Raw genomic sequence first — 26,478 nt, forward strand, 5'->3', positions numbered from 1 at the left:
CAGAGGACAGGACGGTCGACATGGCAGGCGACGAGAAGCAGCAGGACGAGCCGGTGACCTTCCGGGACCGCCGCAAGGTGGACCCGGAGACCGGTGAGGCCCGCCCGCAGGAGACCGGGGCCGCCGAGCAGGCGGCCCCGGCCGGGGACGGCACCGACCAGATCGTGGATCCGGTCGCCGGTCCGGCCGACGGGGTGGACCCGGAGGTCGAGAAGCTCACGGCCGAGGTCGCCGAGCGCACCGCGGACCTGCAGCGGGTCACCGCCGAGTACGCCAACTACCGGCGCCGGGCGGACCGGGACCGCGAGCAGACCCAGCTCGCGGCGAAGGTCTCGTTCGTCTCCGACCTGCTCACCGTGCTCGACGACTTCGAGCGCGCCGAGCAGCACGGGGACCTGACCGGGGCCTTCAAGTCGGCGGCCGACAAGGTCGGCGGCGTGCTCACCAAGCTCGGCCTGGAGCCCTTCGGGGCCGAGGGCGAGCTGTTCGACCCGCAGCGGCACGAGGCCGTGCAGCACGAACCGGCCGAGGGCTCCGGCCCCACGGTCACCGTGCTGTCGGCGGTGCTGCGCCGCGGCTACCGGATCTCCGACCGGGTGCTCCGGCCGGCGATGGTCACGGTGCAGGACCGGCCGGAAGCCGAGGTCTCCCCGGAGGCCCGGGCCGAGGCCGCCGAGGGCGGCACGGATCCGGCGGGCGGCGACGCCGGGCCGGGCACCGGCGAGCCGGAGAACCCGGCCTGACCGGAAACCACAGTGGACGTCGGCACGCGGTGCGGTGGACGGGCCCCGGGAGGGGCGTGTTCCACCGCACCGCGGGCGTGACCGGGAAGGGGGCGGGGTGACCCAGCGCGACTGGATCGAGAAGGACTACTACCGCGAGCTGGGCGTCTCCTCGACGGCGTCCCAGGACGAGATCAAGAAGGCGTACCGGAAGCTCGCCCGTGAGCTGCACCCGGACGCCAACCCGGGCGACGAGAAGGCCGAGGCCCGCTTCAAGGCGGTGTCCGAGGCCTACGGTGTCCTCGGGGACGAGGCCAAGCGCAAGGAGTACGACGAGACCCGCGCGATGTTCGCGGGCGGCGGCGGTTTCGGCGGTTTCGGCAGCGGGGGCGGCTTCCCCGGCGGCGGCGCAGGCGGTGCCGGCGGACCCGGTGGATTCGACATCAACGACCTGTTCGGCCAGGCCGGACGGGGCGGCGGCGGCTCCGGCGACTTCAGCGACATCCTCGGCGACATCTTCGGCCGCACCGCCCGCAACAGCGGTGGGGCCGGTGCCGGTGGCTTCGGCGCCGCCGGTGCCCGCCGCGGCCAGGACGTCGAGAGCAGCCTGACCATCTCCTTCGACGACGCGGTCCGGGGCGCGACCGTGCCGATCCAGCTGTCCTCGCCCGGCCGGTGCGAGCGGTGCGGCGGCACCGGCTCCCGTCCGGGCAGCACCCCGCGTACCTGCGTGACCTGCGGTGGCGCCGGCCTGGTGAACCGGAGCCAGGGCGCGTTCTCGTTCTCCGAGCCGTGCCGCGACTGCCGCGGGACCGGCCGGATCATCGACGACCCGTGCCCGGAGTGCCGCGGCGACGGCGTGTCCACCCGGACCCGCTCGCTGTCCGTGCGGGTCCCCGCCGGCGTCGACAACGGCCAGAAGGTCCGGCTCGCGGGCCAGGGCGAGCCCGGCCGCGGCGGGGCGCCGGCAGGCGATCTGTACGTGACGGTGAGCGTCACCCCGCACAGGATCTTCGGGCGGTCCCCGAAGAACGCCGACGATCTGACGATCACCGTCCCGGTGACCTTCCAGGAGCTCGTCCTGGGTGCGACCCTGACGGTGCCCACACTCGACAGCACGGTCTCGCTGAAGATCCCGGCCGGGACCTCCAGCGGCCGGACCTTCCGGGTCGCGGGTCGCGGTGTCGAGCGGAAGAACGGCAAGAAGGGCAACCTGCTGGTGACCGTCGAGGTGGCGGTGCCGCAGAAGCTGGACCAGGCGGCGACGGACGCGCTGCAGGCGTACGCCGAGGCGACGAAGTCGATCGATCCGCGGGCGGACCTGCTCGGTAGCTCCAGGAGGTGAGTGCGGTGGCCGGACGGCCCCAGGACGGCGACGGCCGCGGCCGCGCCCCGTCCGACGCGACGGGTCCCGACGCGGTCGCGCACGACAGCCCGGTGTTCGTCATCTCCGTCGCCGCGCAGCTGTCCGGCCTGCACGCCCAGACCCTGCGCAGCTACGACCGGCTCGGGCTCGTCAGCCCGGGCCGGGCCTCCGGCGGCGGCCGTCGCTACTCGCAGCGCGACATCGCCCTGCTCCGCGAGGTCCAGCGCCTCTCCCAGGAGGAGGGCGTCAACCTGGCCGGGGTCAAGCGGATCATCGAGCTGGAGCAGCTGGTCGACGAGCTGCACGCGCGGCTCGAGGAGACCACCGCCGAGCTCGACGCCGTCCGCGCGGCCGCCGCCCAGGCGACGGCGGCGGTGCACCGGTCCTATCGGCGCGATCTCGTCCCGGTGGACCGCCGGGCCGTCGTCCGGTGGCGGCCGGGCCGCCCCGAGCAGTAGGCCGGTCCGAGCGGGCGGTCGTGTGGAGCACCGGACCGGTCCGAGCGGCCGGTCGCGTGGCAGGGCGGACCGTGCCGGGCGGGTGGTTTCAGGCCGCCACGGGTGCGGGTGCCAGCCCTCCGCGGCGCGCGAGCGTGCCCAGGACCGCCGCCCCCGCCAGCGGGATCGCCGCGAGCACCACGAACGGCACCGCGGCAGGAACCGACGGATCGAGCAGCGCGCCGACGACGGTCGATCCGATCAGCACCATCAGGCCTCCGAACGAGGCGAGCACCCCGAAGTGGGCGCCGAGCCGGCGTTCCCCGGCCAGCCGGGGCACCAGGTCCTGCGCGACCGGGACGGCGAGCATCTCGCCGACCGTCAGCAGGAGCACCATCGCCACCGCCGGCGTGATCGCCCACCAGCCGGGCAGCCCCGGCAGCAGCCGCGCCACCGCGACCACGGCGAAGGACGTGGCGATCAGGCAGAAGCCGATCACGACCGAACGGCCGGGCCCCAGCCGTCGTCGGGACCAGCCGGTGACCCGCAGCTGCAGGCTGATCACCAGCACCGACATCATCACGAACAGGAAGCCGAGTGCGGCGGTGCGGTCGACGCGTTCCAGCTCTGCGGGCAGCGCCAGGTAGAGCTGGTTGTAGGAGAGCAGCCAGCCGGAGTAGCCGGTGGCGAACACCATGAACCGGCGGTTGCCCAGCACCTCGCCCCACCCGGCCAGGATCGGCTGCCCGGCGTGCTCGGCGGGGCTCCACGGCAGCAACCGCCAGTGCGCGAGCCCGACGAGCACGAACCCGGCCGCGGCCACCAGGCACGCGGTCCGGAAGTCGACCAGCAGCAGCGCCGTGCCGACCAGCGGGCCGGTGACGGTCCCGACCTGACCGGCGACGGAGAACATCGCGAACACCTCGGCCCGCGGCGGGCCCTCCCCGGAGCGCTCCAGCTCCCCGCCCTCGCGGGCCAGTGAGGACTCCACCGCCGGCGAGAACAGGGCGGCGGCGAACCCGGTGAGGAGGGCACCGCCGATCACGGCGGGCAGCGTCCCGGCGGCGCCGAGGAGGATGAAGCCGATCACACGCAGTGCGCAGCCGACGAGCACCACCGGCTTCGCGCCGTAGCGGTCGGTGAGCGCCCCGCCGACGACAAACAGCCCCTGCTGGCTGAACGTCCGCAGCCCCAGCACGAGCCCGACGGCCGCTGCGGCCAGCCCGAGATCGTCCGCCAGGTGCGTGGCCAGGTAGGGCAGCACCATGTAGAAGCCCACGTTGAACGCCAACTGCGTCGAGATGAGCAGCTGTACGACCGGGGGGAGGGCCCGGAACGCGGCCCAGCGGGGCGCGCGGCCGGGGAGGGCGGCCGGTGCGGGCCCGGTCGGCCGCCGGCGGGTGTTGCGGAGCACCACCCAGTGGTATCAGGTCACGGATCGCAATCGCGACTCGATGGCAACAGGCACATATGCGCACAGATGCACATGCTTGACCGTCTGCACACACTTTCCGAGGATCTTCCGGGCGCCGGGTGACATCCCGTCGAGGCGCCGGAGAGGACGATCCCGACATGCCCGCCGAACCGGCCGTCGTTCCACCACGCCGTCGATCGCCCGTCCGGGTCGCCGCCGCGCTCGCCGTGAGCACCGCGATCCTCACCGCCTGCGGTGGTCCCGGCGGCGGGACGGGACAGGTCGTCCCGGACGGCACGCTCACCCTGGCGATGGCGTTCGCCCCCGCGGCCGGTTACGCCGTCGACACCGACGACGCGTTCGTGGTCTCCCAACTGGGTGTGACCGAGTCGCTGGTCGCCTCCGGCCCCGACGGGCAGCCGCGGCCGGCGCTTGCCACCGCGTGGGAACAGCAGTCCGACGCCCGGACCTGGCGGTTCGAGCTGCGGCCGGGGGTGACCTTCCAGAACGGCGAGCCGCTCACCGGGCAGGCCGTCGCGACCGCTCTGAACCATGTCGCCGGCGTCGAGGCGCCCCCGCGCGCGGTCAAGGGCACCGGCCTGCAGGCCGCGGCCGACGGCGGCGCCGCCGTCCGGGTCACCACCACGGCTCCGGACCCGATCCTCCCGCTGCGGCTGAGCAGCGCGAACACCGCGATCCTCGCCCCGTCGGCGTACGGGGCGACGCCGCCGTCGGTGCAGGGCACCGGCACCGGGCCGATGACGATCACCGAGCTGAACGGCACCCAGTCGGTGACGCTGCAGCGCAACGACACCTACTGGGGTGAGCGTCCGCAGGCCGCCACGGTCACCGCGAACTTCGTACCCGACCCCGCCGCGCGGGCGCTCGCCCTGCGGGCCGGCGACGCCGACATCGCGCAGGAGCTGCCCGAGTCCAGCGCCCTCGAGTTCACCGGCGACGGGTACACGAACGAGACGGTGCCGGCTCCCCGGACCGCGTCGCTGATGCTGAACCAGTCCCGTCCGCCGTTCGCCGACGTGCGGGTGCGGCAGGCCGTCACCGCCGCGATCGACCGGACCGCGCTCGGCGAGCAGGCCCTCGCGGGGTCGGCGATCCCGGCGTCCGAGCTGTTCGGCCCGGCCGTCGCCTGGGGTTCGCAGGAGGCCCCGCCGCCCGCCGACCCGGCCCGCGCCCGCGCGCTGCTCGCCGAGGCCGGCTACGACGCGGGCAACCCGCTGCGCGTCGAGCTCGGCACCTACAGCACCCGGGCCGAGCTGCCCACCCTGGCGACGGCCGTGCAGCAGATGCTGCGCGAAGCCGGCATCGAGGCGACCATCCGCGTCGGTGACTACGACGCCCGCGAGCCCGACCTGCTCGCCGGGAACTACGACATGTATCTCGGTTCCCGCAGCTACCTGCTCGACGTCCCCGACGCCGGAGCCACCCTGACCAGCGACTACGGCTGCGAGGGCTCGTACAACATCAACCGGTACTGCTCGCCGGAGTTCGACGCCCTGCTCGCGCCACTGGCGACCGTGACCGATCCGGCCGCCCGACAGGACGTGTTCCGGCAGGCCGCGGCGAAGCTGAACGACGACGCCGTCGGCGTCCCGCTGGTGCACACCAGTGCCAACGGCGTCGGGAGCCGGGTGGCCGGCTACACCGTCGACCCGCTCGCGAAGACCCTCGTCGTCCCCGGGCTGGCGAAGACGGAGTGACGACCCTCCTCCTCCGCCGGCTGCTGGCCCTGCCGCTGGTGTTCGTGGCCGGGGCGGTGCTGGTGTTCCTGCTGCCCCGGCTGTCCGGTCAGGACACCGCGCTGGGCATCCTGCGCAGCCGGACGGGGGAGGCGGATCCCGATCCAGCGGTGCTGGCCGCGCTGCGCGAGGAGTACGCGCTGGACGGCGGCTGGTGGGACCAGTTCACCGCCTGGTTCGGCGCGCTGCTCGGCGGCGACCTCGGGATCTCCTACGCCAGCCGGACCCCGGTGTCCGGGCTGCTCTGGCCCGCGCTCGGCGTCTCGCTGGTGCTGACGGTCGCGGCCCTGGTCGTCGCGGGGCTCGTCGGCGTCCCGGCCGGCGTGCGGGCCGCGCGCCGGCCCGGCGGGCGCTTCGACCGGATGCTGACCTCCGGATCGGTGCTCGGCGTCGCGGTGCCCGAGTTCGTCCTCGGCACGGTGCTCGTGCTGGTGTTCGCCGTGGTGATCCCCCTGTTGCCGGCCACCGGCTGGGGATCCCCCGCGCAGGCGGTGCTGCCGGTACTCACCCTGGCGGCGTTCCCGGCCGCGCTCTCCGCGCAGCTGGTGCGCGCCGAGACCGTCGACGTGCTCGGCCGCACCCACGTGACGGTCGCGCGGGCGAAGGGGCTGCCGGACCGTGTCGTGCTGTGGCGGCACGGCGGGCGGCTCGCACTGACGTCGGTGGCCTCGATGTCCGGGCTGTTCCTGGGCGGCCTGCTGGGTGGCTCGGTCGTGGTCGAGGTGCTCTTCTCCGTACCCGGGGTCGGCCGCCTGCTCTACGACGCGGTGCTCGGGCAGGACCTCCCGGTCACCCAGGCCGGGCTGCTGGCGATCATCGTCCTGGCCTCGGTGGCGGGGATCGTAGCCGAGCTGCTCGCGCTCGCGCTGGACCCGGTCGCCCGGAGCGCGGTCCGGTGAGCGCCGGCGTGATGGCCGGACGCCGGTACGCCGCGGACGGCCGGTCGGTGCGCCTGCGCCGCCCGCTACAGATCGGCGGCCTCGTGCTGCTGGGCGTGCTCGTCGTGCTCGCCCTGCTGCCGCTCGACCCGACGACCAACGACCTCTCGCAGCGGTTCTCCGGTCCCACGCCGGAGCATCCGCTGGGGACCGACCAGCTCGGCCGGGACATGCTCGCCCGGCTGGCGGTCGGGGCGCGGATCTCGGTCGGGTTCACGGTGGTGGCGCTCGCGGTCTGCGCGGTGACCGGCACGCTCCTCGGGGTGGTAGCCGCCTGGGCCGGCGGGGTGGTGGGCCAGCTGTTCCAGCGGATCGTCGACGTGCTCGTCGCGATCCCGGCGGTCCTGATCGGACTGATCGTCGTGGCCGCGTCGGGCGGCGCGCCGGGAGTGTGGTCGCTGCTGGTGGCGGTCGTCGTCGCCGGGTGGACGCCGTTCGCGCGGTTGACCTACCAGCTCGTCGTACGCGAGCGGAGCCGCGAGTACGTCGAGGGCGCGGTCGCCGTCGGAGCCGGACCCGGGCGCATCGCGTTCCGGCACGTGCTGCCGAACCTGACCCGGCCGCTGCTGTCGCACCTGTGCCTGCGGTTCGCGAACATCCTGCTCACGGTGGCCGGACTGTCGTTCCTCGGGCTCGGGCCGCAGCCGCCGACCCCGGAGTGGGGGGTGATGCTCGCCGACGGGAGGCAGTTCCTGTTCAACGCACCGCAGCTCGTCGTCCTCCCCGCGCTGGCCGTCGTGGGCACGGCGCTGATCGTGACCGGGATCGGCCGGGAGATCGAGCGACGGACCGTCACCGGACCTTCCGGACAGTTCTGAAAGAGCGTCGTTCCTGCCAGACTTGTGCGAGAGCGCACGAACGGCAGGAGGCACGACGTGGCGGTGACGGCAGCGGACGGACGGCGGCGGGGCGAGGCCCGGCCCGAGCTGAAGTGCCTGGTGGACGAGACCGGGGTGGTGCCGCGCACCGCCTCGGTCGACGACGCCCGCGCGGTGCTCGCCGAGGACGGTGTCGTGCGGATCCCCGGGGCGGGGCTCGACCCGGAGTGCCTCGTCGTGACCGCGGCCCGGGTGCTCGGGGGCCGGTTGCGCGAGCTGTTCGGGATCCGCCCGCAGGGCGGGACCGACTCCCCCGCACTGGGCCTGCACAACGACGGCGCGTACCTGCAGGGCGACGTGCACGGGCGCACCGTGCGCCTGCGCGACCCCGACGAGGACTACCTGCTGATGCACTGCACGTCGCCGGCGCCGTCCGGCGGGGACTCGGTGCTCGTCGACGGCTACGCCCTGGTCGACCGGCTGGCCACCGACCACCCGGAGCTGCACGCGTTCGTCACCGGCGCCGACACCGACTTCTTCGGGACGCGGGTGGACCCGCCGCGCGGCGTGCCGGCCACACCCCTGCTCCGCAGGATGGTCGAGTACACCCGGGGTGGCCGCCGCGCGGTGCGGGCCAGCGACTACGCGCTCCCGGTGCCCCGTGTCCCCGAGTGGGACGAGCACCTCGCCCGGATCGAGGAGTACGCCGACCTGCTCGCGACGGCGTCCGAGGCGGCCCCGCGGTTCCGGATGGACAGCGGTGACCTGCTGATCCTCGACAACTACCGGTTCCTGCACGGTCGCGACGCCTTCAGCGGCTCGCGCACCCTGCACGTCCTGTCGGTCAGGACGACCGAGGCCTTCTGAGACACCGACGGCCGCCCTCCACACCGGGAGGGCGGCCGTCGGTCGTCGTGCGTGGTGGCGCTCAGTCCATCGTGAACGGGTCGTAGGTGATCCGGTCCAGCGGCGTGCCCGCCACCAGCATCCGGGACACCGTCGAGCGGATCATCGCCGGCGAGCCGCACACGAGGACGTCGTGGTCGCTCCAGGCGCCGAACCGGGTCACGACGTCGGCCAGGGTGCCGGTCTCGGCGCCGGACGGCTCGTCCTCGTGCTCGACGACCGGGATCACGTCCAGCCACGGGAAGCTGTAGGACAGCTTCCGCAGCGAGGTGAAGTCGTACAGGTCGTCCCAGGTGCGGCCACCGACGAACACCTGGGTGCGCGGCGGCCGCGGCCGCTGCCGCACCTCGTCGAGCAGGGCCTTCATCGGGGCGACGCCGGTGCCACCGGCGACCATCAGCAGCTCACGCTCGGTGTTCTGCGGGACGGCCATCCGGCCCATCGGCGGGCCGATCCGCCAGGTCTCGCCGATCTGGCTGTGCGCGACGATCGCCCGGCTCACCCAGCCGTTCTCGACGGCGCGGACGTGGAACTCGATCGTCCCGTCGTGCCGCGGCGCGTTCGCCGGGGACAGGTAGCGCCAGAGCCGAGGGCGGTGCGGCGTCTCCACCGAGACGTACTGCCCGGCCTGGTAGGGCACCTGCTGCTCGGTCGCGACGGTGACGACGGCCAGGTCCCAGCCGATCCGGCGGTGGTCGACGACCCGGCCGAGCCAGGACGCCGGCCCGCGCTCGGCGGCGGCGGCCTGCTGCATCGCGTCGGCGACGATCCCGTACGCGCCGGTCCAGGCCTTCTCGACGTCGGGCGTCCAGTTCTCGCCGGAGTACGTCGCGATCGCCGAGATCAGCGCGTCGCCGACCGCGTCGTAGTGCTGGGAGAGCACGCCGAACTTGCGGTGGTCGCGGCCGAGCTGCTGCAGGAAGGGGACGAGGTCGTCCGGCTGGTCGACCATCTGGACGACGTGGACGAGGGCGCGCAGCAGGCGGCTGCGCTGCACCTCCATGTTCACCGGGAACAGGTCCCGCGTCTCCGGGGCGCGGCTGAACAGGCGCGCGTAGAAGTGCTTGCCGAGCTCCTCGGCCTGGGGCTCGACGAGGGCGAAACTGTTCCGGATGAGCTCGACGGTCCGGTCCGCCTCCGAGGCGGGGCGTCGCGGCGGGGCGACGTCGCCGGCGATCAGCTGGTCAGCAGTCATGCCTGGCGGACACTCTCCTCGGTCGTGCTCCGTGCCGCGGTGCCGGTGGGCCTCGACGCCCCGGCACCGCCGGTCAGGGTACGCGAGTTCCTCCGCCCGCCGGTGCGACGCGCAGCAGCCGGCTCACTCGGTGGCAGCGAGCGGGTACGCATGGTCACGAATCATCCGTTCGGGGACGGTGGGCACTCGTCATGGCGTGGGTGGCGCCACGGTCAGGATAGCGCCCGCGCCGGAGAATGCCGACGTGGCGGGGGCGGTGTGTGCATCCTGCGTCCGTTTGGTCCTGGGCCCTCCGGATGGCACGGTGGTGTCCGTGCCCCTGCGAACCCCCGCCCCGGTGCTCCCCGGCCGGGAGCGTCCCGCGAGCCTTCCGGAGACCCTCCCGCACCCCGAGGAGTCCCACCGGCCGGGATCGGCGGGCGAGCACGTGTTCCAGGACGAGGTCGGCAGCACCGCCCGCGCCGACCGCTTCTACGACGACCAGCTCCGTGACCGGCTGCTCCCCACGATGGTGGAGTTCATCGGCCGGATGGAGATGGCGTTCGTCGCCACCGCCGACGGCCACGGGGAGTGCGACAGCTCGCTGCGCGCGGGCCCGCCCGGCTTCGTCCAGGTGATCGACGAGTTCACGCTGGCCTACCCCGAGTACCGCGGGAACGGCGTCTACGCCAGCCTCGGCAACCTCGTCGAGAACCCGCACGTCGGGATGCTGATGGTGGACTTCACCGAGTCCCTGATCGGGCTGCACGTCAACGGCCGCGCCCGGATCATGGACGACGCCGCCTTCCGCGCGGCCTTCCCCGGCCACGGCGGCGAGCAGGTGGCCGGCCGCCGCGCCGAGCGCTGGGTGGTCGTGGAGGTCGAGGAGGCCTACATCCACTGCCGCAAGCACATCCCGCGGATGGAGCGGGTGACGCAGCGGCGGGCGTGGGGGACCGACGACCCGGCCCGCAAGGGCGGCGACTTCTTCGGTGCGAAGGGGACCCCGCAGCGGGTGCCACGACCGGCGCGCCGCCGGTTCCCCAGCACCACGCACCTGGGTGCCGGTGCCTCCCGCGCGCTGCGCCGCCGTCCGCACTCCCGCTGAGCGGGGCCACTCCGCACCCCCCGGCATTCCCCGGGCGGCGCCCGGCGAGGGCGTCCGGGCCGTGAGCCGTGCGCGCCGTCCGGCGAGGACGCGCGCGCACCCCGATGCCGCACCCCCGATGCCGCCGTCCGATGTCGACGGCCGCGGTCCGCGTCGGATCCGCCGGCGCGCCCGTGCGGCGGTGGCCGAGCCGGTCCCCGGCGGCCCGGGACCGCCCGTGCCCGGGAAGAGGGGTCGAGAAATTTTCGACCTGAGCGGAACAGACTCAACTTTCCTGCCGTTGTCACTGTCGAGAGGTGCGCCGGCGGGCAGACTGTGCGGACAGCGGTCCGCGGTGCCGCTCCCCACCACGGACCACCAGACGACAGAGAAGGACCAGGAGGAACGCGGAGCATGGACTCCTTCAACCCCACCACCCGTACTCAGCAGGCCATCTCCGCAGCCGTCCAGGCCGCGACGCTGGCCGGCAACCCCGATGTCGGGCCGACCCACCTCCTCGGTGCGCTGCTCGCCCAGGGCGACGGCATCGCCGCGCCGCTACTGGAGGCGGTCGGGGCGGACGCCGGCGCCGTCCGGAAGGACGTGACCGCGCTCGGGAACCGGCTGCCGTCGGCGTCGGGATCCTCGGTGAGCGCGCCGCAGCTGTCCCGGGACGCGCTCGCCGCGATCACCGCGGCCCAGCAGCTCGCGACCGAGATGGGCGACGAGTACGTCTCCACCGAACACCTGCTCGTCGGGCTCGCGCAGTCCGGCGGCCCGGTCGCCCAGCTGCTCCAGCGCTATGGCGCCACGCCCGACGCGCTGCGCGAGGCGTTCGGCAGGGTCCGCGGGTCGGCCCGGGTGTCCAGCCCGGACCCGGAGAGCAGCTACCAGGCGCTGGAGAAGTACGGCCAGGACCTGACCGCCCGCGCCCGTGACGGCGGGCTCGACCCGGTCATCGGCCGGGACACCGAGATCCGCCGCGTGGTGCAGGTGCTGTCGCGCCGCACCAAGAACAACCCGGTGCTCATCGGCGAGCCGGGCGTCGGCAAGACCGCCATCGTCGAGGGGCTCGCCCAGCGGATCGTCGACGGCGACGTGCCCGAGTCCCTGCGGGGCAAGCGGGTCGTCGCGCTCGACCTGGGCTCGATGGTCGCCGGTGCGAAGTACCGCGGCGAGTTCGAGGAGCGGCTCAAGGCCGTCCTCAAGGAGATCACCGACTCGGCCGGCGAGATCATCACCTTCATCGACGAGCTGCACACGATCGTCGGGGCCGGCGCGTCCGGCGAGGGCGCGATGGACGCCGGCAACATGATCAAGCCGATGCTCGCCCGCGGTGAGCTGCGGATGGTCGGCGCCACCACGCTCGACGAGTACCGGCAGCACATCGAGAAGGACGCGGCGCTGGAGCGCCGGTTCCAGCAGGTGCTGGTCGGCGAGCCGAGCGTCGAGGACACGATCGGCATCCTGCGCGGGCTCAAGGAGCGCTACGAGGTGCACCACGGCGTCCGGATCACCGACGCCGCCCTGGTCGCCGCCTCCACCCTGTCGGACCGCTACATCACCGCGCGGTTCCTCCCCGACAAGGCCATCGACCTGGTCGACGAGGCCGCGTCCCGGCTCCGCATGGAGATCGACTCGCGGCCGGTGGAGATCGACACCGTGGAGCGGGCGGTCCGCCGGCTGGAGATCGAGGAGATGGCGCTGGAGAAGGAGTCCGACGCCGCCTCGGCCGACCGGCTCGTCGCGCTGCGCGCCGAGCTGGCCGAGAAGCGCGAGGAGCTCACGGCCCTGACCGCACGCTGGCAGAACGAGCGTGGCGCCATCGAGTCGACCCGCGAGCTGAAGGAGCAGCTGGAGCAGCTCCGCGGGGAGTCCGACCGCGCCGAGCGCGACGGCGACCTGGGCCGGGCAGCGGAGCTGCGCTACGGGCGCATCCCGCAGCTGGAGAAGGAGCTGGCCGAGAAGACGGCGGTCGTGGAGACCCACGAGGACGTCATGCTCAAGGAGGAGGTCGGCCCGGACGACGTGGCCGACGTCGTCAGCTCCTGGACCGGCGTCCCGGCCGGCCGGATGCTGGAGGGCGAGACCGCGAAGCTGCTGCGCATGGAGGACGAGCTCGGCCGCCGGGTGATCGGACAGGCCGAGGCCGTCCGCGTCGTCTCCGACGCGGTGCGCCGCGCCCGCGCGGGCATCGCCGACGAGAACCGGCCGACCGGCTCGTTCCTGTTCCTCGGCCCGACCGGTGTGGGCAAGACCGAGCTGGCCAAGGCGCTCGCCGAGTTCCTGTTCGACGACGAGCGCGCGATGGTCCGCGTCGACATGAGCGAGTACTCCGAGAAGCACTCGGTGGCCCGCCTGGTCGGCGCCCCGCCCGGCTACGTCGGCTACGACCAGGGCGGCCAGCTCACCGAGGCGGTGCGGCGGCGGCCGTACACCGTCGTGCTGCTCGACGAGGTGGAGAAGGCCCACCCGGACGTCTTCGACACGCTGCTGCAGGTGCTCGACGACGGCAGGCTCACCGACGGCCAGGGTCGCACGGTGGACTTCCGCAACACCATCCTGGTGCTGACGTCCAACCTGGGCAGCCAGGCGATCGCCGACCAGGCGCTCGACGAGAAGGCGCGCGAGGACGCCGTCATGGCCGTCGTCCGGACGCACTTCAAGCCCGAGTTCCTCAACCGGCTCGACGACGTCGTGGTCTTCCACGCGCTGTCCACCGACGAGCTGACCCACATCGTCGACATCCAGGTCGGCGTGCTGGGCGACCGGCTCGCGAAGCGGCGGCTGACGCTCGAGGTCTCCGACGCGGCCCGCGAGTGGCTGGCGATGAACGGGTTCGACCCGGTCTTCGGCGCCCGGCCGCTGCGCCGGCTGGTGCAGAGCTCGATCGGTGACCAGCTCGCCCGCGAGCTGCTGTCCGGATCGGTGCGCGAGGGCGACACCGTGCGGGTCGATCTCGACCCGTCGGCGTCCGGCGGGACCGGTGCGCTGGTCGTCGGCAGGTCGACGAGCCCGGTCGCGATCGCGAACTGATCCCCGGACCCGGCCGTGGGCCGGGGCGGTGGAGGCCATCGTCCCGGTCCATGGAGCGACCGACATCGGCTCCGCCGTCGGCGGAGACCTGGCTGGCCGAGTACCGCGAGCGGCTCGACGTGATCCGGGTACGGGTCGAGCAGGCCCGGGACCGGGCGACGGCGGTGACCGCGACCGCGCAGACCCGGGACGGCGCGGTCGCCGTCACCGTCGACGCGTCCGGCGCCGTCACCGACCTGCGGTTCGGGGTACGGGCCGACGACCTTCCCCGTGCGCGGCTGGCCGGGACCGTCCTGCGGCTGTGCCGCGAGGCCGCGGCCGACGCCCGATCCCAGGTCGAGAAGATCATGGAGCCGTTGACGTCCGGCGGCAGCCGGTGACGGCCGCGGACGGCGGCTTCCGCGCCGATCCCGCTGGGATGGCGGCCGTCGCGGCCCGGCTCGACGACGTCGCCACGGCCGTCGACGCGGCGCGGCCGACCGCCGGCCAGGTCTCCGGGGACGCGTTCAGGCTGGTCGGCGGCCTGTTCGCCGGGGCGGCGACGTCGGCGGTGCACACCGGGGCCGAGGCCGTGTCCGCGCTCGCGGCGTCCCTGCGCCGGACCGCGGGGGAGCTGCGGCACGCGGCGCGCGACTACGAGCTGGCCGACGCCGGCGCGGCCCTGGCCTTCGCCGGGGTCGGGGTCCCGGCGGTCCCGGCCGGTGAGCGGTGACCGCGCCGTCCGCTCCCCCCGCCCCGGAGGGCGACGCCGGCGAGAGCGCGGACGCCTGGTTCGAGGGCAGCGGGATCGTCTCGTCGTACCGGGACGTGGGCACGGCCGTCGACGAGCAGGACGCCGCGGGCGTCGCCTGGGCCGCGGCCGCCGCCGGCCTGGACACACTGGGGTTCGTCGCCGACCCGTTCGGGTCCCTGACCTCGGCGTTCGCCGGCTGGGCCATCGAGCACCTGTGGTTCCTCCGCGAACCGCTGGACGCCCTCGCCGGTGACCCGCAGGAGGTCGGCGACCTCGCGGCGGGCTGGCAGCGCCTGTCCCACGTGCTGACGGCTCAGGGCACGGCGGCGCGGACGGCGGTGGAGGAGGCGGGCCGCGCGTGGGAGGGCGCGGCGGCCGCCGGGTTCGCCGGCACCACCACGGCCGTCGCCGCCGGAGCCGACCGGATCGCCGAGCAGGCACGGGCGACGGCCGAGCTGGTCCTGCACACGGGAGCGATGGTCGGTGCGGAGCGCGCCCTGATCCGCGACGCCGTCGCGGACTTCCTGGCGGGCCTGGCCACGTCGGGGGTGCTCACGGCGATCAGCGGCGGGGCCGCCGCACCGGTCACCGTCACGAACGCGCTGCTCGACGCCGTGCAGCTGGGCCGGCGGCTGGGCGACCGCGTGCAGACGCTGGTCGACGCGCTCCGGGAGTCCGCCGAGCTCGCGGGACGGGCCGAGACGGCGTTGCACGCCGCGATCGGCAGGCCGGACCGCACGGTCGAGCACGGCAAACAGGAGGCCGCGGCCCGCGCCTCCGCCGCCGGAGGCGACGACCCGGCACCGGAGTGAGAGCACCTCGTACCCGGAAAGGTGCACGTCCGGGTCGTGGCGCTACCACGTCGCCACGCCGATCGGGACTACGCTCCGCGGCATGTCGGTCTGGTTCGTCATCGCCCTCGTCGCGGTCGTCGTCGGCGTCGGTCTGCTGGTCTTCGACCGCTTCCGCGGGGGCGCGACCCGCGACCGGAAGCGCTGGGCCTCGCTGCGCGAGTGGGAGTACCTCGACTCCGATCCCGTCCTGCCCAGCCGCTGGCGCTACGGGACCATCCACCAGGGTGGCCCCGGCGTGGCCCGCAGCCTGGTCACCGGGGACGTCCCGACGCCGGACGGCCCGCGCCGCGCCTACGCATTCGACCACGAGCAGGCCGGACGGGTCAGCTCGGTGCTCTGCGCGGTCCAGGTGCAGGAGTCGCTGCCGGCCGCCGTCGAGCTCCGGCTGCCGTCGGCCCCGTTGCCCGACGACGCCGGGCTGGACCTCCTGGAGCCCGTCGGCGAGCGCTACGCCTTCGTCAGCGACGCCGACGCCGTCCGCCCGCTGCTGACGCCGCGACTGGCCGACGCGAGCGACGCGGTCGGCGAGGACGTCGAGCTGCTCTGGGCGGAGGACTCCTGGGTGCTGGCCGCCGCCCCGGTCGGCATCTCCGCCGACCGGATGCAGGACCTGCTCGCCGATCTCGCCGAGGTCGCCACCGCCCTGGAGGAGGGCCTCCACGTCCGGGGTCCCGCTGTCGAGTCCTGACCAGCGGACATCGCGCTGCGTTGATCAACAGACACGACACGTGACCACCCGATCGCGCTAGCCCGATCGGGGGTGGATACCCTGTTCGAGTGGCTGTGGCACTCATCACCGGCGGTGGCTCCGGGCTCGGCGCGGTTCTGGCCGAGCGGCTCGCCTCCCGCGGACATGACCTCCTCCTCGTCTCCCGGGACGCCGCGCGGGCGCACATCGCGGCCCGGTCGCTCGCCGGCCGGTACGGCGTCCGCGCCGACGTCCTGGTGACCGACCTGGCGACCCGGCGCGGCCTGTTCCGCCTGGAGGCGCTGCTCACCGGGCCCGAGGCCCCCGCGGTGGACGTGCTCGTCCACGACGCGGCGTCCGAGGTGACCGTGGCCGCGGGCGGTGTCCCCTCCGTGGACGACCGGCAGGCGCTCGTCGACCTCGGGGTGACGGCCACGATGCGCCTCACCCACGCCGCGCTGCCCGGGATGCTGCGCCGCGGCACCGGCACGGTCCTCGCGGTCGGGCCGGCACCGGCCCCCGGCGACACCGGTGGCGAGCCGGGCACGGTGTGGGCCACGGCCTTCACCGCCTCGCTGGCCGCGACGCTGGACGGCAGCGGGGTGCGCGCCGCCGTCGTGCGCGCCGACGACCGTCCGGAGCGGGCGCTCGCCGTGCTCGACGCCGAGGACCCGGCCGCCGCGCCGGATCGTCCGTCGGTGCTGCGGGACCTGCCGCGCCGCGCGGTCGGCGCGGGGGTGCGTGCCGCCCGCCGCGGCGCCGAGCTCCTCTCCGACGCCACCCGCGAGCCGCTCATGCCGGCCGCGGCGGCTCCGCGCGCCGGGTCCGGGCCGTCCGTCCCGCGCCGCGACGTGGCGGCCCCCGGCTGCGGCCACGCGCCCGAGGAGCTCCTCGCCGGTGCGGGCGCGCCGGCCGCCCCGGTGCGGGCACCGTCCCGGCTGCCGGACCTGCCGGCCCGTCCGGGTGCGGGCCGGTCGACGGCCGCCGCCTCCGGGTGCGGCCGCTCGACGCACTTCGTCGCCGGGTCGCTGCGGACGGCCGAGCAGCGCTCCCGGGCGACGGCCGCCGCCCGCGACCGCGCCCGCACCCGGCACGTCTCGCCGCACGGCAGCGCCGTCGTCAGCGGAGCCTGACCCGGTACCGGGGCGCCGCGCGGGATCCGGCTCCCCGGACGGGATGATGAACCGATGACGACGACCGGGACCCCGCCGCTGCCGAAGGCCGAGCTGCACCTGCACATCGAGGGCACGCTCGAACCCGAGACGGTCTTCGAGCTGGCCCGCCGGAACGACGTCGAGCTGCCCTACGCCGGGGTCGAGGACCTGCGGGCCCGGTACGACTTCACCGACCTGCAGTCCTTCCTGGACGTCTACTACGCCAACATGGCCGTCCTGCGCACCCGCGACGACTTCGCCGAGCTCGCGTCGGCGTACCTGCGGCGCTGCCCGGAGCAGGGCGTCCGGCACGTCGAGATGTTCTTCGACCCGCAGGCGCACACGTCCCGCGGTGTCCCGATCGCCGACGTGGTCGGCGGTCTGACCGACGCGATCGACGAGCACGCCGGCACCGTCTCGGCCGGGCTGATCCTCTGCTTCCTGCGGGACCGGCCCGCCGACGAGGCGGAGGCCACCCTCCGCGCCGCGGAGCCCCACCTCGACCGGATCGTGGGGGTCGGGCTCGACTCCGCGGAGGTCGGCCATCCGCCGTCGAAGTTCACGGCGGTGTTCGAGCGGGCCCGCGGCCTGGGCCTGCGCCCGGTCGCGCACGCCGGTGAGGAGGGCCCCGCCGGCTACGTCCGCGAGGCACTCGACGAGCTGGGAGTGCACCGCGTCGACCACGGCATCCGTGCGATCGAGGACGAGGAGCTGGTCGCCCGGCTGCGCCGCGACCGGACGCCGCTGACCGTCTGCCCGCTGTCGAACGTGCGCCTCGGCTGCGTCCCCGGGATCGGGCTGCACCCGCTCCCGGAGATGCTCGCGGCCGGCCTGCATGTGTCGGTGCACTCCGACGACCCGGCCTACTTCGGTGGGTACGCCGACGCGAACTACGTCGCCGCCCGCGACGGGCTCGGCCTCACCGCGGACCAGCTGCGGACGCTCGCGGCGAACTCGTTCGAGGCCTCGTTCCTCGACGACGCCGCCCGGCAGGCGTTCGCCGGGGAGGTCCGCGCCTGGGGCGGTGACCCCGCCGGCGGGCGCCCGGCCTGACCGGGCGCTCCCGGTGGACGGTGCCGGTCCGGCGACGATCTCGATCGGCCCCGGGTGGGCGGCCTACATCGGACCGTCGCTCGGGCTCGCGCCCCACCGCGGGGCCGTCACCTGCCTCGCGGTCGGCGTCGGCGGGCCGCTCACCGTCGAGGCCGACGGGACCGTGCTCGTGGCCCGCACCGTGCTCGTCCCGGCCGGGCTGCGGCACCGCGTCCGGTCCGCGGGCGAGCGGACGGCGTTCCTGTACCTCGATCCCGGCACCGCCGCCCGGCACGGCTGCCGGGACCGGATGGCCGGTGCCACCGGACCGCTCGCCCACGACCACGCCGACGAGACCTCCGTCGTCGCGTCCGCGGTGTCCGGGGACGCCATCGCGCTCCGCAGGACCGCGGCGGGCGCGGGCAATGCGGCCGGGCCTGCCGATCCGCGCATCCTCGACGCCCTTCGTGACGTCCGGCGGCCCGGCGGCGCCGACCTCCCGACCGACGAGCTGGCCCGCCGCGCCGGCCTGTCCCCGGCCCGGTTCCGCCGGTCGTTCGCGGCGGAGGCGGGCATCGGGATCCGCGGGTACCGGCGGTGGGCCCGGATGATCGTCGTCGCGCAGGTCGTCGCGGCGGGTGGGGACCTGACCCGGGCGGCGGCCGACGCCGGCTTCGCGACGCCGTCGCACCTCAGCCACGCGTTCCGGCAGATGTTCGGCCTGCGGCCGAGCCAGGTCCTCGACGCCGGCGGCCGGATCCGGGTCCGGGCACCCGACGACCGGCACGTTCGTGACAGCGCCGTCGTCGACGGCCGGGCGAGACTCACGCCCGCACGGTGACCGGACCGGCCACCGGCGGAGCGGAGGTCCGGTGTGAGCGCGGTCGTGGTCGTCGTGGTGGGTGTGTTCTTCCTGGGCATGGGGATGTACGGGCTGACCGCCCCGGCGGCGCTGGTGCGGCCCTTCGGGCTGGTCGCCGACCGGCCGGAGAGCCGCTCCGAGGTCCGCGCGGTCTACGGCGGGTTCGGCGTCGCGACGGCGGGCGTGCTCGGTGCCGCGCTCACGCTCCCGGACCTGCACGACGGCGTCGTGACCGCGGTGGCCGTCATGCTCGGCGGGATGGCGGCCGGACGGGTGGTGTCGCGGCTGGTGGACCGGCCGGTCGGGCTCTACCCGGTCTGGTTCTACTGCGGGGTCGAGATCGTCGCGGCGCTGCTGCTGGTGCTCGCGGTGCTGCCGGCCTGAGGGGTCAGGCGGTCGCGGCGAGCCGGACCGGGCGCAGCGGCTCCAGCGGCCGTCCGGCGCCGGTCCGGCCGTGCTCGGCGTGGAACGGCGCGAGCCGGAACCGGCGGGTGCGCAGCTGGTACTCGGCGGTGTTCGCCGGCCACATGACGACGTTGTGGCCCTCGCCGTTCTGGTAGTAGCTGGTACAGCCACCCGTCTCGTAGACGGTGCGGGCCGAACGCCTGCGGATCCGCCGGGTCCACCGCTCCTCGACCTCGGGCCGCACGTCGAGGGCGCGGATCCCCTCGTCGGCCATCCGGCAGACCGCGTCGGCGACGTAGCGGGCCTGCGCCTCGGAGAACAGCAGCGTCGAGCTGGCGCCGCTGGTCGCGTTGGGGCCCTGCATGAGGAACAGGTTGGGGAAGCCGGGGTAGTTCATCCCCAGGTAGGCGCGCGGGTAGGAACCCCAGTGGTCGTGCAGCGACCGGCCGGACGAGTCCTGGATGCGCCGGGCGATCGGCGCGGTGGCGCCGACCTCGAACCCGGTGGTGAGGACGATCGCGTCCACCTCGGCCGCCGTCCCGTCGCCGGAGACGACGGTGCCGCCGTCCACGTGGGACAGCCCGCCGGTGTGCAACGTCGTGTTGGACGCGCACATCGCAGGCAGGTAGTGGTTCGAGACCAGCGGGCGCTTGCAGGCGTAGTCGAAGTCCGGGGTGAGCCGGTCCCGCAGCTCGGGGTCGGGTACCTGCGTCCCGAGGTGCCTGCGGCCGACCCGGCTGAGCGTCTCCCGCAGAAGCTTCGACCGCCGGGTCGCGGCGAGCAGCTCCGCCCCGACGTAGATCAGGTCGAACTGCATCCGGGAGAGGATCGGGTTCGCCGCCAGCGCCCGCCGGGTCAGGTCACCGACCGGCCGCTCCGGCTTCGGCAGGATCCACGCCGGGGTGCGCTGCAGGACGTGCAGCTCGGCGACCTGCGGCTGCAGCTCGGGGATGAGCTGGATCGCCGTCGCGCCGGTGCCGACGACCGCGACCCGCTTCCCGGTCAGGTCGGCCGAGTGGTCCCAGCGGGCGGAGTGGAACACCGGCCCGGGGAAGTCGGCGAGGCCGTCGACGTCGGGCTGCTTCGGGTCGGCGACGAGCCCGGCCGCGCTGACCAGGACGTCCGCGGTGAAGGCGCCCAGCGGTGTCGCGATCCGCCAGCGTGCCGCCGCGGCGTCCCACCGGGCGGAGTCGACGGCGGCGCCGAAGCGGATGTGCGCCAGCAGACCGGTCGAGTCGGCCAGCCGCCGCGCGTAGTCCTGGACCTCGTGCCCGGGCGCGTACAGGTCGGACCAGTCCGGGTTCGTCATCGCCCGCAGCTGGTAGAGCGGGGAGGGGGTGTCGACGCCGACGCCCGGGTAGGTGTTGTCCCGCCACACGCCGCCGACGTCGTCGGCGCGCTCCAGCAGGACGAAGTCGTGCACACCACGGCGCAGCAGGGCGAGACCGACGGCCAGGCCGGTGAAGCCCGCGCCCACGACGGCGACCCGGGAGTGCCGCGGGGAGGGACCGGTGACTCGCTCGCCGGCAAGGGGTTCGGCCGGTCGCCGGATCCGCAGCGCCTCGGACGTCATGCCTCGACGGTAAAGGGTTCATAACGACGGGGCACGCGAGAGCGGTCCGTCTCACGATGTCACCGGACCCGAGTGTCGCCGGGATCACACCCCGGCGCCCGCGGCGGCGTCCGGGGTGCGGGCACGGCCCGACGGACTAGGCTCGCCGCGTGCCCTCCGTCATGATCACGGGCGCGTCGTCGGGAATCGGGGCCGCGTTCGCCGACCGGCTCGCTGCCGACGGCCGCGACCTCGTGCTCGTGGCGCGCGACGCGGACCGCCTGCAGGCGGCCGCGAACCGGTACCGCGACCTCGGCGTCGCCGTCGAGGTGCTGCCCGCGGACCTGTCCGAGGCCGGCGAGCGCGCGCGGGTGCCCGCGCGCCTGGCGGACCCGGACCTGGCGCCGGTCGACCTGCTGGTCAACAACGCCGGCCTCGCGCTCGGGGCGGCGTTCCTGGAGAACGACCCGGCGGACCTCGCCCGGCAGCTCCAGGTGAACGTCGCGAGCGTGCTCGAGCTGACCCGGGCCGCGCTGCCCGGGATGGTCGACCGCGGCACTGGTGCGGTGGTCAACGTGGCGAGCGTGGCGGGCTTCCTCGCCGGGCGCGGGTCGACCTACCCGGCGGACAAGGCGTGGGTCATCTCCTTCACCGAGGGCGTGGCCGCGTCGCTGCAGGGGACCGGGGTGCGCGCGATGGTGCTGTGCCCCGGGTACGTACGGACGGAATTCCACGAGCGGGCCGGCATCGACGTCGGCGGCCGGCGCGGCCCGCTCTGGCTGGAGGCCTCGCAGGTCGTGGACGAGGCCCTGGCCGACCTGGACAGGGGACGGGTGGTGTCGGTGCCCTCGAGGCAGTACAAGGCGATCGTCGGGCTGGTCGGGGTGCTCCCCCGCGGCGCACTGAGGCGGCTCACCGCGGCGTTCGACCGGGACCGCACGTGAACGCCCACGCGGACCGGGCCCGGCTGGCCGCGCTGGTGCGCGAGCTGGCGGTCGTCCACGAGAAGGTGACCCTGTCGTCGGGTGCCGAGGCCGACTACTACGTCGACCTGCGCCGGATCACGCTGCACCACGAGGCGTCGCCGCTGATCGGGCGCCTGCTCCGCGAGCTGACCGCGGACTGGACGTACCGGTCGGTCGGCGGCCTCACACTGGGCGCGGACCCGGTCGCGACCGCGGTGCTGCACGCCGCGCGGCAGGAGGACGGGACCGAACCGGTCGACGCGTTCGTCGTGCGCAAGGAGACGAAGAAGCACGGCATGCAGCGGTTGATCGAGGGGCCGGACGTGGCCGGGCGACCGGTGCTCGTCGTCGAGGACACCTCCACCACCGGTGGGTCGGCACTGACGGCGGTGCGGTCGGTTCTCGCAGCCGGTGCGCAGGTCGTCGGGGTGTGCACCGTCGTCGACCGGGACACCGGGGCCCGGCAGGCCGTCGAGGCCGAGGGCGTGCCCTACCGGGCGGTGCTGGGGCTGGCCGACCTGCAGCTGGGGTGAGCGACCCGGACGGCCCGTCCGGTGGGCCCGGGCCCGCCGACGAGGCGGGGCCGAGCGAGTGGCAGGTGCCCGGCCAGGTCGGGGTCGGTCCGTGGACCGGACCCCCGCCGGTCGGCGGGCACTGGGACCCGGAGCTGCTGGCGGAGGGCGACCGCCGCAACGTCGTCGACGCGTACCGCTACTGGCGGCGCGAGGCCGTCGCGGAGGACCTGGCGCGGCGGGCCCACCCGTTCCACGTCGCGATCGAGAACCTCGGCCACGACCACAACATCGGCACCGTGGTGCGCACGGCGAACGCGTTCGGCGCGGGCGGGGTGCACATCGTCGGACGGCGGCGCTGGAACCGGCGCGGCGCGATGGTGACCGACCGCTACCTGTCGCTGCACCACCACCCCGGCGCCGCCGGGCTCGTCGCGCACGCCCGTGCCGCCGGGCTCGCGCTGGTCGCGGTGGACAACCTGCCCGGCGCCGTCCGGCTGGAGGAGACGGCACTGCCGCGGGACTGCGTGCTGGTCTTCGGCGCGGAGGGTCCCGGGCTGTCGCCGGAACTGCGGGAGGCCGCCGATCTCGCGGTCTCGATCGCCCAGTTCGGTTCCACCCGGTCGATCAACGCGGGCGTGGCGGCCGGGATCGTCATGCACGCGTGGGTCCGGGAGCACGCGGACCTGTCCGGCGCCTGGTGACCCGGCGCCCGGCCGGGCTCAGCGCTCGTGGCGGGGGGCCATCGGCGGACGCCCGGTGCTGTGCCGGTACGGCGGCTCGCCCGTACCGTTCCGCGGCGGCTGCGCCCCGGGGCCGGGCTGCACCCCCGGCTGCGGCGCGCGGTGGGCCTGCGGGGCCGCGTCCGGCCGCGGTGCGGGGTGCGAACGGGGCGCGCCGTCCTGCGCCGCCGGGCCGGGCCGTCCGACGGCCGGCATCTGCACGGTGGCCGGGTCGTCGTCGGCCGCCCGGCCGGTGACGGTCGCGGCGGCGGCACCCGCGGCGGTGGCGCCGACGGCGGCCGCCCCGCCCGCGTCGGCACCGCGCTTCGACCGGGCCCGGATCACCTCGAACACGATCGGCAGCACCGACACGAGCACGATGGCGATCAGGATCAGGTCGATGTGCTCGCGGACGAAGGCGAACTGGCCCAGGAAGTACCCCAGCACCGTGACGCCGGCCGCCCACGCGACACCGCCGATCAGCGAGTACGTCAGGTACCGCCGCGGGTCCATCCGGGCCACGCCGGCGCTGACCGTGATGAAGGTGCGCACGATCGGCACGAACCGGGCCAGGACGATGGCGCGGTTGCCGTAGCGCTCGAAGAACTCGTGGGTCTTGTCCACGTGCTTCGGGTTGAACAGTTTCGACCGTGGCTTGTCGAAGATCGCCGGTCCGGCGCGGTAGCCGATGCCGTAGCCGACCGCGTTCCCGGCGAACGCGGACACCACCAGCACCAGGCACACCAGCCACAGGGGAACGCCGATCGCGCCCTGGGCGACGAACAGGCCCGCGGTGAACAGCAGCGAGTCACCGGGCAGGAAGAAACCCAGGAGCAGGCCGCACTCGGCGAAGATGATCGCGGCCACCCCGACCAGGGCCCACGGGCCGAGGGACTCGATGATCACCGCCGGGTCGAGCCACGAGGGGCCGAGGGCGAGCGTCTGGGTCGCGGCGAGAACCGTCACGCGGAGAAACGGTACCGGCCGGGTGACGGGCCCGGCCGGGCGCCGTCGGCCCGGCCGTGCGCGGCCGGGGCCGGGACGGTCAGCCCAGTGCGGGCAGCGCGCCGGGCAGCAGCACCGAGACCAGGGCGATCCCGCCGCCGAGGAGGGCGCCGACGAGCAGCGTGATCAGCGCGGCCCACAGGATCTGCGGGACGGGCGACCCGGCCGGGGCCGCCGTCGCGCGGGGTGCGGCCGCGACGGGAGCGGGACGGTGGTGGACCTGCGGGGCCGGGCGCGGCGCCGGCGGCGGGACCCGGCCCGGGACGCGGGGCGGCGCGGGCGGCGGACCGCCGGGGCGCGGCGGCGGCATCGGACGCCCGCGCGCCTGCGCCTGCAGCGCCTCACCGACCCGGCGGGCGGCGTCGTCGCGGTGCGGGTTCTGCGGGCCGGTCATCGTGGCTCCCCCGGACGGCGGCCGGTCGCCGCACCCGCCCGCTCCTCCATGATCCGGGCGACGGAGTCGAGCGCGCGGCTGGCGGTGGACTTCACCGTCCCGCGGCTCATCCCGGCCGCCTCGGAGATCTCGGACTCGGTCAGGCCGCCGTAGTAGCGCAGCACCAGGACCTCGCGCTGGCGCGGCGGCAGCGCCGACAGCGCGTCGACGACGGACTGGTGCTCGGCCGACAGCATCGCCAGCGACTCCGCGGAGCGCGCGTTGGCGGAGTGCGGCGGCACGTACTCCCGTGCGGTCCGGCGGCGGCGCAGGACGGACCGCGAGCCGTTCACGACGGCGGCGCGGAGGTAGGCGACCGCGGCGGTCTCGTCGCGCAGGCCGGTCCAGTGCCGGTGCAGCCCGGTGAAGGCCTCCTGCACGACGTCCTCGGCGGTGGCCGGGATGTCGACCAGCAGCATCGCGAGCCGCATCAGCCGCAACCGGTGGTCGCGGTAGAGGTCGGCGAGGGTGAGCGGGTGCTCCGCCTGCGGGCCGGGTACGCCCGGCCCGTCCGGGACGGGATCGGCCGGGAAGGGACCGGGCCCCTCCGGCGCCGGTCGGCTGTCGATGGCGCGCAGCCGGCCCAGCGTCCGGTCTACGGCGTTCTCGGCCTGGTCCTCCTCCACGTGCCCCAGCGTAGCGACCGCCTCCGACAGTCGTCGCGGCGTCGCCCGTTCCGCCGTCCGGCCGAGGTGACCAGACCCATCCGCACGATGACTCCCGCCCCACAGCGGGTACGTGATACTCACCGGAGGAAAGAGCGCTGCGACGAGCAGCGACCGCCGAAGACGAGGAGGCCGGCCGTGCCGATCGCCACGCCCGAGATCTACAACCAGATGCTGGACAACGCCAAGAACGGCGAGTTCGCCTACCCGGCGATCAACGTGACCAGCACCGAGACCCTGAACGCGGCGCTGCGCGGGTTCGCCGAGGCGGGTTCGGACGGCATCGTCCAGATCTCGACCGGTGGCGCGGAGTTCCTCTCCGGCACCCGGGTCAAGGACATGGTCACCGGCTCCGTCGGCCTGGCCGAGTTCGCCCACGTCGTCGCGGACAAGTACCCGGTCAACATCGCGCTGCACACCGACCACTGCCCCAAGGACAAGCTCGACGGCTTCGTCCGGCCGCTGATCGCGGTGTCCCAGGAGCGGGTGGACCGCGGCCTGAACCCGCTGTTCCAGTCGCACATGTGGGACGGCTCGGCCACCGAGCTCGAGGAGAACCTCTCCATCGCGGCCGAGCTGCTCGACGAGGCGGTCAAGGCGAAGATCATCCTCGAGGTGGAGATCGGCGTCGTCGGCGGCGAGGAGGACGGCGTCGCCCACGACATCAACGAGAAGCTCTACACCGCGCCCGGCGACTACGAGCGCACCGTCGAGGTGCTCGGCGGCGGCGAGAAGGGCCGGTACCTGCTCGCCGCGACCTTCGGCAACGTGCACGGCGTCTACAAGCCGGGCAACGTGAAGCTGCGCCCGGAGATCCTCAAGCAGGGCCAGGACGTGGCCGTGCAGAAGCTGGGGCTCGACGCCGGCAGCAAGCCCTTCGACCTGGTCTTCCACGGCGGCTCCGGCTCGCTGCTCGAGGAGATCCACGAGTCGCTGAGCTACGGCGTGGTGAAGATGAACGTCGACACCGACACCCAGTACGCCTTCACCCGGCCGATCGCGTCGCACATGTTCGAGAACTACGACGGCGTCCTGAAGATCGACGGCGAGGTCGGCAACAAGAAGGTCTACGACCCCCGCTCGTACCTCAAGAAGGCCGAGGTCGCGATGGGCGACCGCGTCATCGAGGCGTGCGAGTCGCTGAAGTCCGCCGGCAAGGCGCTCTGAGCGGTCCTGCGGGAGCACGTCGGGCACGTGCGTGGTCGCCCGGGCCGGGCCCGGCCCGACCACGCACGCGCCCG

Annotated in this window: 27 protein-coding genes; 21 read left to right on the plus strand and 6 right to left on the minus strand. The window is 74.7% G+C overall.

Features of this window, described 5'->3' with window-relative positions:
* Nucleotides 1–20: 20 nt before the first annotated feature.
* The 3 genes from grpE (at nucleotide 21) to PP1_RS17460 (ending at nucleotide 2,546) form a co-directional block, all read left to right on the plus strand.
* Entirely contained in the window at nucleotides 21–743 is a 723-nt protein-coding gene (gene grpE / locus PP1_RS17450; protein ID WP_010241408.1) for a nucleotide exchange factor GrpE, read from the plus strand.
* Nucleotides 744–840: 97 nt separating this feature from the next.
* Entirely contained in the window at nucleotides 841–2,067 is a 1,227-nt protein-coding gene (dnaJ, locus tag PP1_RS17455) for a molecular chaperone DnaJ (protein WP_010241406.1), read from the plus strand.
* Nucleotides 2,068–2,159: 92 nt separating this feature from the next.
* Nucleotides 2,160–2,546 (plus strand): heat shock protein transcriptional repressor HspR, encoded by a 387-nt coding sequence (locus PP1_RS17460; RefSeq protein ID WP_050802538.1) that lies wholly within the window; start codon nucleotides 2,160–2,162, stop codon nucleotides 2,544–2,546.
* Between the two features lie 88 nt (nucleotides 2,547–2,634).
* Here the strand turns inward: PP1_RS17460 and PP1_RS17465 are convergent, their stop codons facing one another.
* Entirely contained in the window at nucleotides 2,635–3,939 is a 1,305-nt protein-coding gene (locus PP1_RS17465) for an MDR family MFS transporter (protein WP_139323997.1), read from the minus strand.
* 158 nt (nucleotides 3,940–4,097) lie between these two features.
* On the opposite strand from PP1_RS17465, the gene PP1_RS17470 reads away from it, so the two are divergent.
* From PP1_RS17470 to PP1_RS17485, 4 genes are read left to right on the plus strand one after another with little or no spacing between them, the layout of a single operon-like run.
* Nucleotides 4,098–5,657 (plus strand): ABC transporter substrate-binding protein, encoded by a 1,560-nt coding sequence (locus tag PP1_RS17470; RefSeq protein ID WP_010241403.1) that lies wholly within the window; start codon nucleotides 4,098–4,100, stop codon nucleotides 5,655–5,657.
* Nucleotides 5,654–6,595: an ABC transporter permease gene (locus tag PP1_RS17475; RefSeq protein WP_010241401.1), complete on the plus strand. Its 942-nt coding sequence runs from the start codon at nucleotides 5,654–5,656 to the stop codon at nucleotides 6,593–6,595. The genes PP1_RS17470 and PP1_RS17475 overlap by 4 nt, the downstream gene beginning before the upstream one ends.
* Entirely contained in the window at nucleotides 6,592–7,452 is an 861-nt protein-coding gene (locus PP1_RS17480) for an ABC transporter permease (RefSeq protein WP_010241400.1), read from the plus strand. Before PP1_RS17475 ends, PP1_RS17480 begins: the two co-directional genes overlap by 4 nt.
* A gap of 57 nt (nucleotides 7,453–7,509) precedes the next feature.
* A complete protein-coding gene (locus PP1_RS17485) occupies nucleotides 7,510–8,319 on the plus strand; it encodes a TauD/TfdA family dioxygenase (RefSeq protein ID WP_010241399.1) in 810 nt (269 codons plus the stop codon).
* Between the two features lie 61 nt (nucleotides 8,320–8,380).
* On the opposite strand, the gene PP1_RS17490 is transcribed toward PP1_RS17485, so the two are convergent.
* Complete coding sequence (locus PP1_RS17490; RefSeq protein ID WP_010241398.1) at nucleotides 8,381–9,553, minus strand: globin domain-containing protein; 1,173 nt, start codon at nucleotides 9,551–9,553, stop codon at nucleotides 8,381–8,383.
* A 313-nt stretch (nucleotides 9,554–9,866) separates the two neighbouring features.
* Between PP1_RS17490 and PP1_RS17495 the strand changes: the two genes are divergently transcribed.
* From PP1_RS17495 to PP1_RS17540, 10 genes are all read left to right on the plus strand, one after another.
* Entirely contained in the window at nucleotides 9,867–10,640 is a 774-nt protein-coding gene (locus PP1_RS17495; protein ID WP_249266058.1) for a pyridoxamine 5'-phosphate oxidase family protein, read from the plus strand.
* A gap of 393 nt (nucleotides 10,641–11,033) precedes the next feature.
* A complete protein-coding gene (clpB, locus tag PP1_RS17500; RefSeq protein ID WP_010241393.1) occupies nucleotides 11,034–13,655 on the plus strand; it encodes an ATP-dependent chaperone ClpB in 2,622 nt (873 codons plus the stop codon).
* 50 nt (nucleotides 13,656–13,705) lie between these two features.
* Nucleotides 13,706–14,035, plus strand: a complete 330-nt coding sequence (locus PP1_RS17505; protein WP_010241392.1) for a YbaB/EbfC family nucleoid-associated protein — start codon at nucleotides 13,706–13,708, stop codon at nucleotides 14,033–14,035.
* Nucleotides 14,032–14,367: a type VII secretion target gene (locus PP1_RS17510; protein ID WP_075314843.1), complete on the plus strand. Its 336-nt coding sequence runs from the start codon at nucleotides 14,032–14,034 to the stop codon at nucleotides 14,365–14,367. The genes PP1_RS17505 and PP1_RS17510 overlap by 4 nt, the downstream gene beginning before the upstream one ends.
* Nucleotides 14,364–15,200, plus strand: a complete 837-nt coding sequence (locus tag PP1_RS17515; protein WP_075314842.1) for a WXG100-like domain-containing protein — start codon at nucleotides 14,364–14,366, stop codon at nucleotides 15,198–15,200. Before PP1_RS17510 ends, PP1_RS17515 begins: the two co-directional genes overlap by 4 nt.
* An 82-nt stretch (nucleotides 15,201–15,282) precedes the next feature.
* Nucleotides 15,283–15,930 (plus strand): hypothetical protein, encoded by a 648-nt coding sequence (locus PP1_RS17520; protein ID WP_010226297.1) that lies wholly within the window; start codon nucleotides 15,283–15,285, stop codon nucleotides 15,928–15,930.
* Between the two features lie 89 nt (nucleotides 15,931–16,019).
* Nucleotides 16,020–17,063: an SDR family NAD(P)-dependent oxidoreductase gene (locus PP1_RS17525; RefSeq protein WP_082399246.1), complete on the plus strand. Its 1,044-nt coding sequence runs from the start codon at nucleotides 16,020–16,022 to the stop codon at nucleotides 17,061–17,063.
* Nucleotides 17,064–17,117: 54 nt separating this feature from the next.
* Nucleotides 17,118–18,137, plus strand: coding sequence for an adenosine deaminase (locus tag PP1_RS17530; RefSeq protein WP_010235199.1), 1,020 nt, complete (start codon nucleotides 17,118–17,120; stop codon nucleotides 18,135–18,137).
* A 13-nt stretch (nucleotides 18,138–18,150) separates the two neighbouring features.
* On the plus strand, nucleotides 18,151–18,957 hold the full coding sequence (locus tag PP1_RS17535) for a helix-turn-helix transcriptional regulator (protein WP_139323996.1): 807 nt from the start codon (nucleotides 18,151–18,153) through the stop codon (nucleotides 18,955–18,957).
* A gap of 33 nt (nucleotides 18,958–18,990) precedes the next feature.
* Nucleotides 18,991–19,362: a DUF4345 domain-containing protein gene (locus PP1_RS17540; RefSeq protein WP_010235194.1), complete on the plus strand. Its 372-nt coding sequence runs from the start codon at nucleotides 18,991–18,993 to the stop codon at nucleotides 19,360–19,362.
* Nucleotides 19,363–19,366: 4 nt separating this feature from the next.
* Here PP1_RS17540 and PP1_RS17545 read toward each other — a convergent pair whose 3' ends face one another.
* Nucleotides 19,367–20,956 carry a flavin-containing monooxygenase gene (locus tag PP1_RS17545; RefSeq protein ID WP_010235191.1) on the minus strand — a complete coding sequence of 530 codons (1,590 nt, stop codon included), beginning with the start codon at nucleotides 20,954–20,956 and terminating at the stop codon, nucleotides 19,367–19,369.
* A gap of 149 nt (nucleotides 20,957–21,105) precedes the next feature.
* Here PP1_RS17545 and PP1_RS17550 point away from each other — a divergent pair, with 149 nt between their 5' ends.
* The 3 genes from PP1_RS17550 to PP1_RS17560 are packed head-to-tail and all read left to right on the plus strand — an operon-like array spanning nucleotide 21,106 to nucleotide 23,116.
* Nucleotides 21,106–21,879, plus strand: a complete 774-nt coding sequence (locus PP1_RS17550; protein ID WP_010235188.1) for an SDR family NAD(P)-dependent oxidoreductase — start codon at nucleotides 21,106–21,108, stop codon at nucleotides 21,877–21,879.
* Complete coding sequence (pyrE, locus tag PP1_RS17555; protein ID WP_010235184.1) at nucleotides 21,876–22,433, plus strand: orotate phosphoribosyltransferase; 558 nt, start codon at nucleotides 21,876–21,878, stop codon at nucleotides 22,431–22,433. The genes PP1_RS17550 and pyrE overlap by 4 nt, the downstream gene beginning before the upstream one ends.
* The gene (locus tag PP1_RS17560; protein WP_010235181.1) at nucleotides 22,430–23,116 is read left to right on the plus strand and encodes a TrmH family RNA methyltransferase; all 687 of its coding nucleotides are present in this window, start codon (nucleotides 22,430–22,432) and stop codon (nucleotides 23,114–23,116) included. Before pyrE ends, PP1_RS17560 begins: the two co-directional genes overlap by 4 nt.
* A gap of 18 nt (nucleotides 23,117–23,134) precedes the next feature.
* On the opposite strand, the gene PP1_RS17565 is transcribed toward PP1_RS17560, so the two are convergent.
* From PP1_RS17565 to PP1_RS17575, 3 genes are all read right to left on the minus strand, one after another.
* On the minus strand, nucleotides 23,135–24,100 hold the full coding sequence (locus PP1_RS17565; protein WP_083697272.1) for a DedA family protein: 966 nt from the start codon (nucleotides 24,098–24,100) through the stop codon (nucleotides 23,135–23,137).
* A 79-nt stretch (nucleotides 24,101–24,179) separates the two neighbouring features.
* Nucleotides 24,180–24,533, minus strand: coding sequence for a hypothetical protein (locus PP1_RS17570; RefSeq protein ID WP_060574510.1), 354 nt, complete (start codon nucleotides 24,531–24,533; stop codon nucleotides 24,180–24,182).
* Nucleotides 24,530–25,228 (minus strand): RNA polymerase sigma factor, encoded by a 699-nt coding sequence (locus tag PP1_RS17575; protein WP_369821689.1) that lies wholly within the window; start codon nucleotides 25,226–25,228, stop codon nucleotides 24,530–24,532. The genes PP1_RS17570 and PP1_RS17575 overlap by 4 nt, the downstream gene beginning before the upstream one ends.
* 147 nt (nucleotides 25,229–25,375) lie before the next feature.
* On the opposite strand from PP1_RS17575, the gene fbaA reads away from it, so the two are divergent.
* Nucleotides 25,376–26,404 carry a class II fructose-bisphosphate aldolase gene (gene fbaA, locus PP1_RS17580; RefSeq protein ID WP_010225292.1) on the plus strand — a complete coding sequence of 343 codons (1,029 nt, stop codon included), beginning with the start codon at nucleotides 25,376–25,378 and terminating at the stop codon, nucleotides 26,402–26,404.
* Nucleotides 26,405–26,478: the final 74 nt, after the last annotated feature.

Source organism: Pseudonocardia sp. P1 (assembly GCF_000178675.2).
In the GTDB taxonomy this organism is placed as follows: domain Bacteria; phylum Actinomycetota; class Actinomycetes; order Mycobacteriales; family Pseudonocardiaceae; genus Pseudonocardia.

Coding starts and splice junctions, on each gene's coding strand:
- grpE (WP_010241408.1), top strand. CDS start 21: ATGGCAGGCGACGAGAAGCAGCAGGACGAGCCGGTGACCTTCCGGGAC.
- PP1_RS17470 (WP_010241403.1), top strand. CDS start 4,098: ATGCCCGCCGAACCGGCCGTCGTTCCACCACGCCGTCGATCGCCCGTC.
- PP1_RS17490 (WP_010241398.1), bottom strand. CDS start 9,553: ATGACTGCTGACCAGCTGATCGCCGGCGACGTCGCCCCGCCGCGACGC.
- clpB (WP_010241393.1), top strand. CDS start 11,034: ATGGACTCCTTCAACCCCACCACCCGTACTCAGCAGGCCATCTCCGCA.
- PP1_RS17505 (WP_010241392.1), top strand. CDS start 13,706: ATGGAGCGACCGACATCGGCTCCGCCGTCGGCGGAGACCTGGCTGGCC.
- PP1_RS17520 (WP_010226297.1), top strand. CDS start 15,283: ATGTCGGTCTGGTTCGTCATCGCCCTCGTCGCGGTCGTCGTCGGCGTC.
- PP1_RS17530 (WP_010235199.1), top strand. CDS start 17,118: ATGACGACGACCGGGACCCCGCCGCTGCCGAAGGCCGAGCTGCACCTG.
- PP1_RS17545 (WP_010235191.1), bottom strand. CDS start 20,956: ATGACGTCCGAGGCGCTGCGGATCCGGCGACCGGCCGAACCCCTTGCC.
- PP1_RS17570 (WP_060574510.1), bottom strand. CDS start 24,533: ATGACCGGCCCGCAGAACCCGCACCGCGACGACGCCGCCCGCCGGGTC.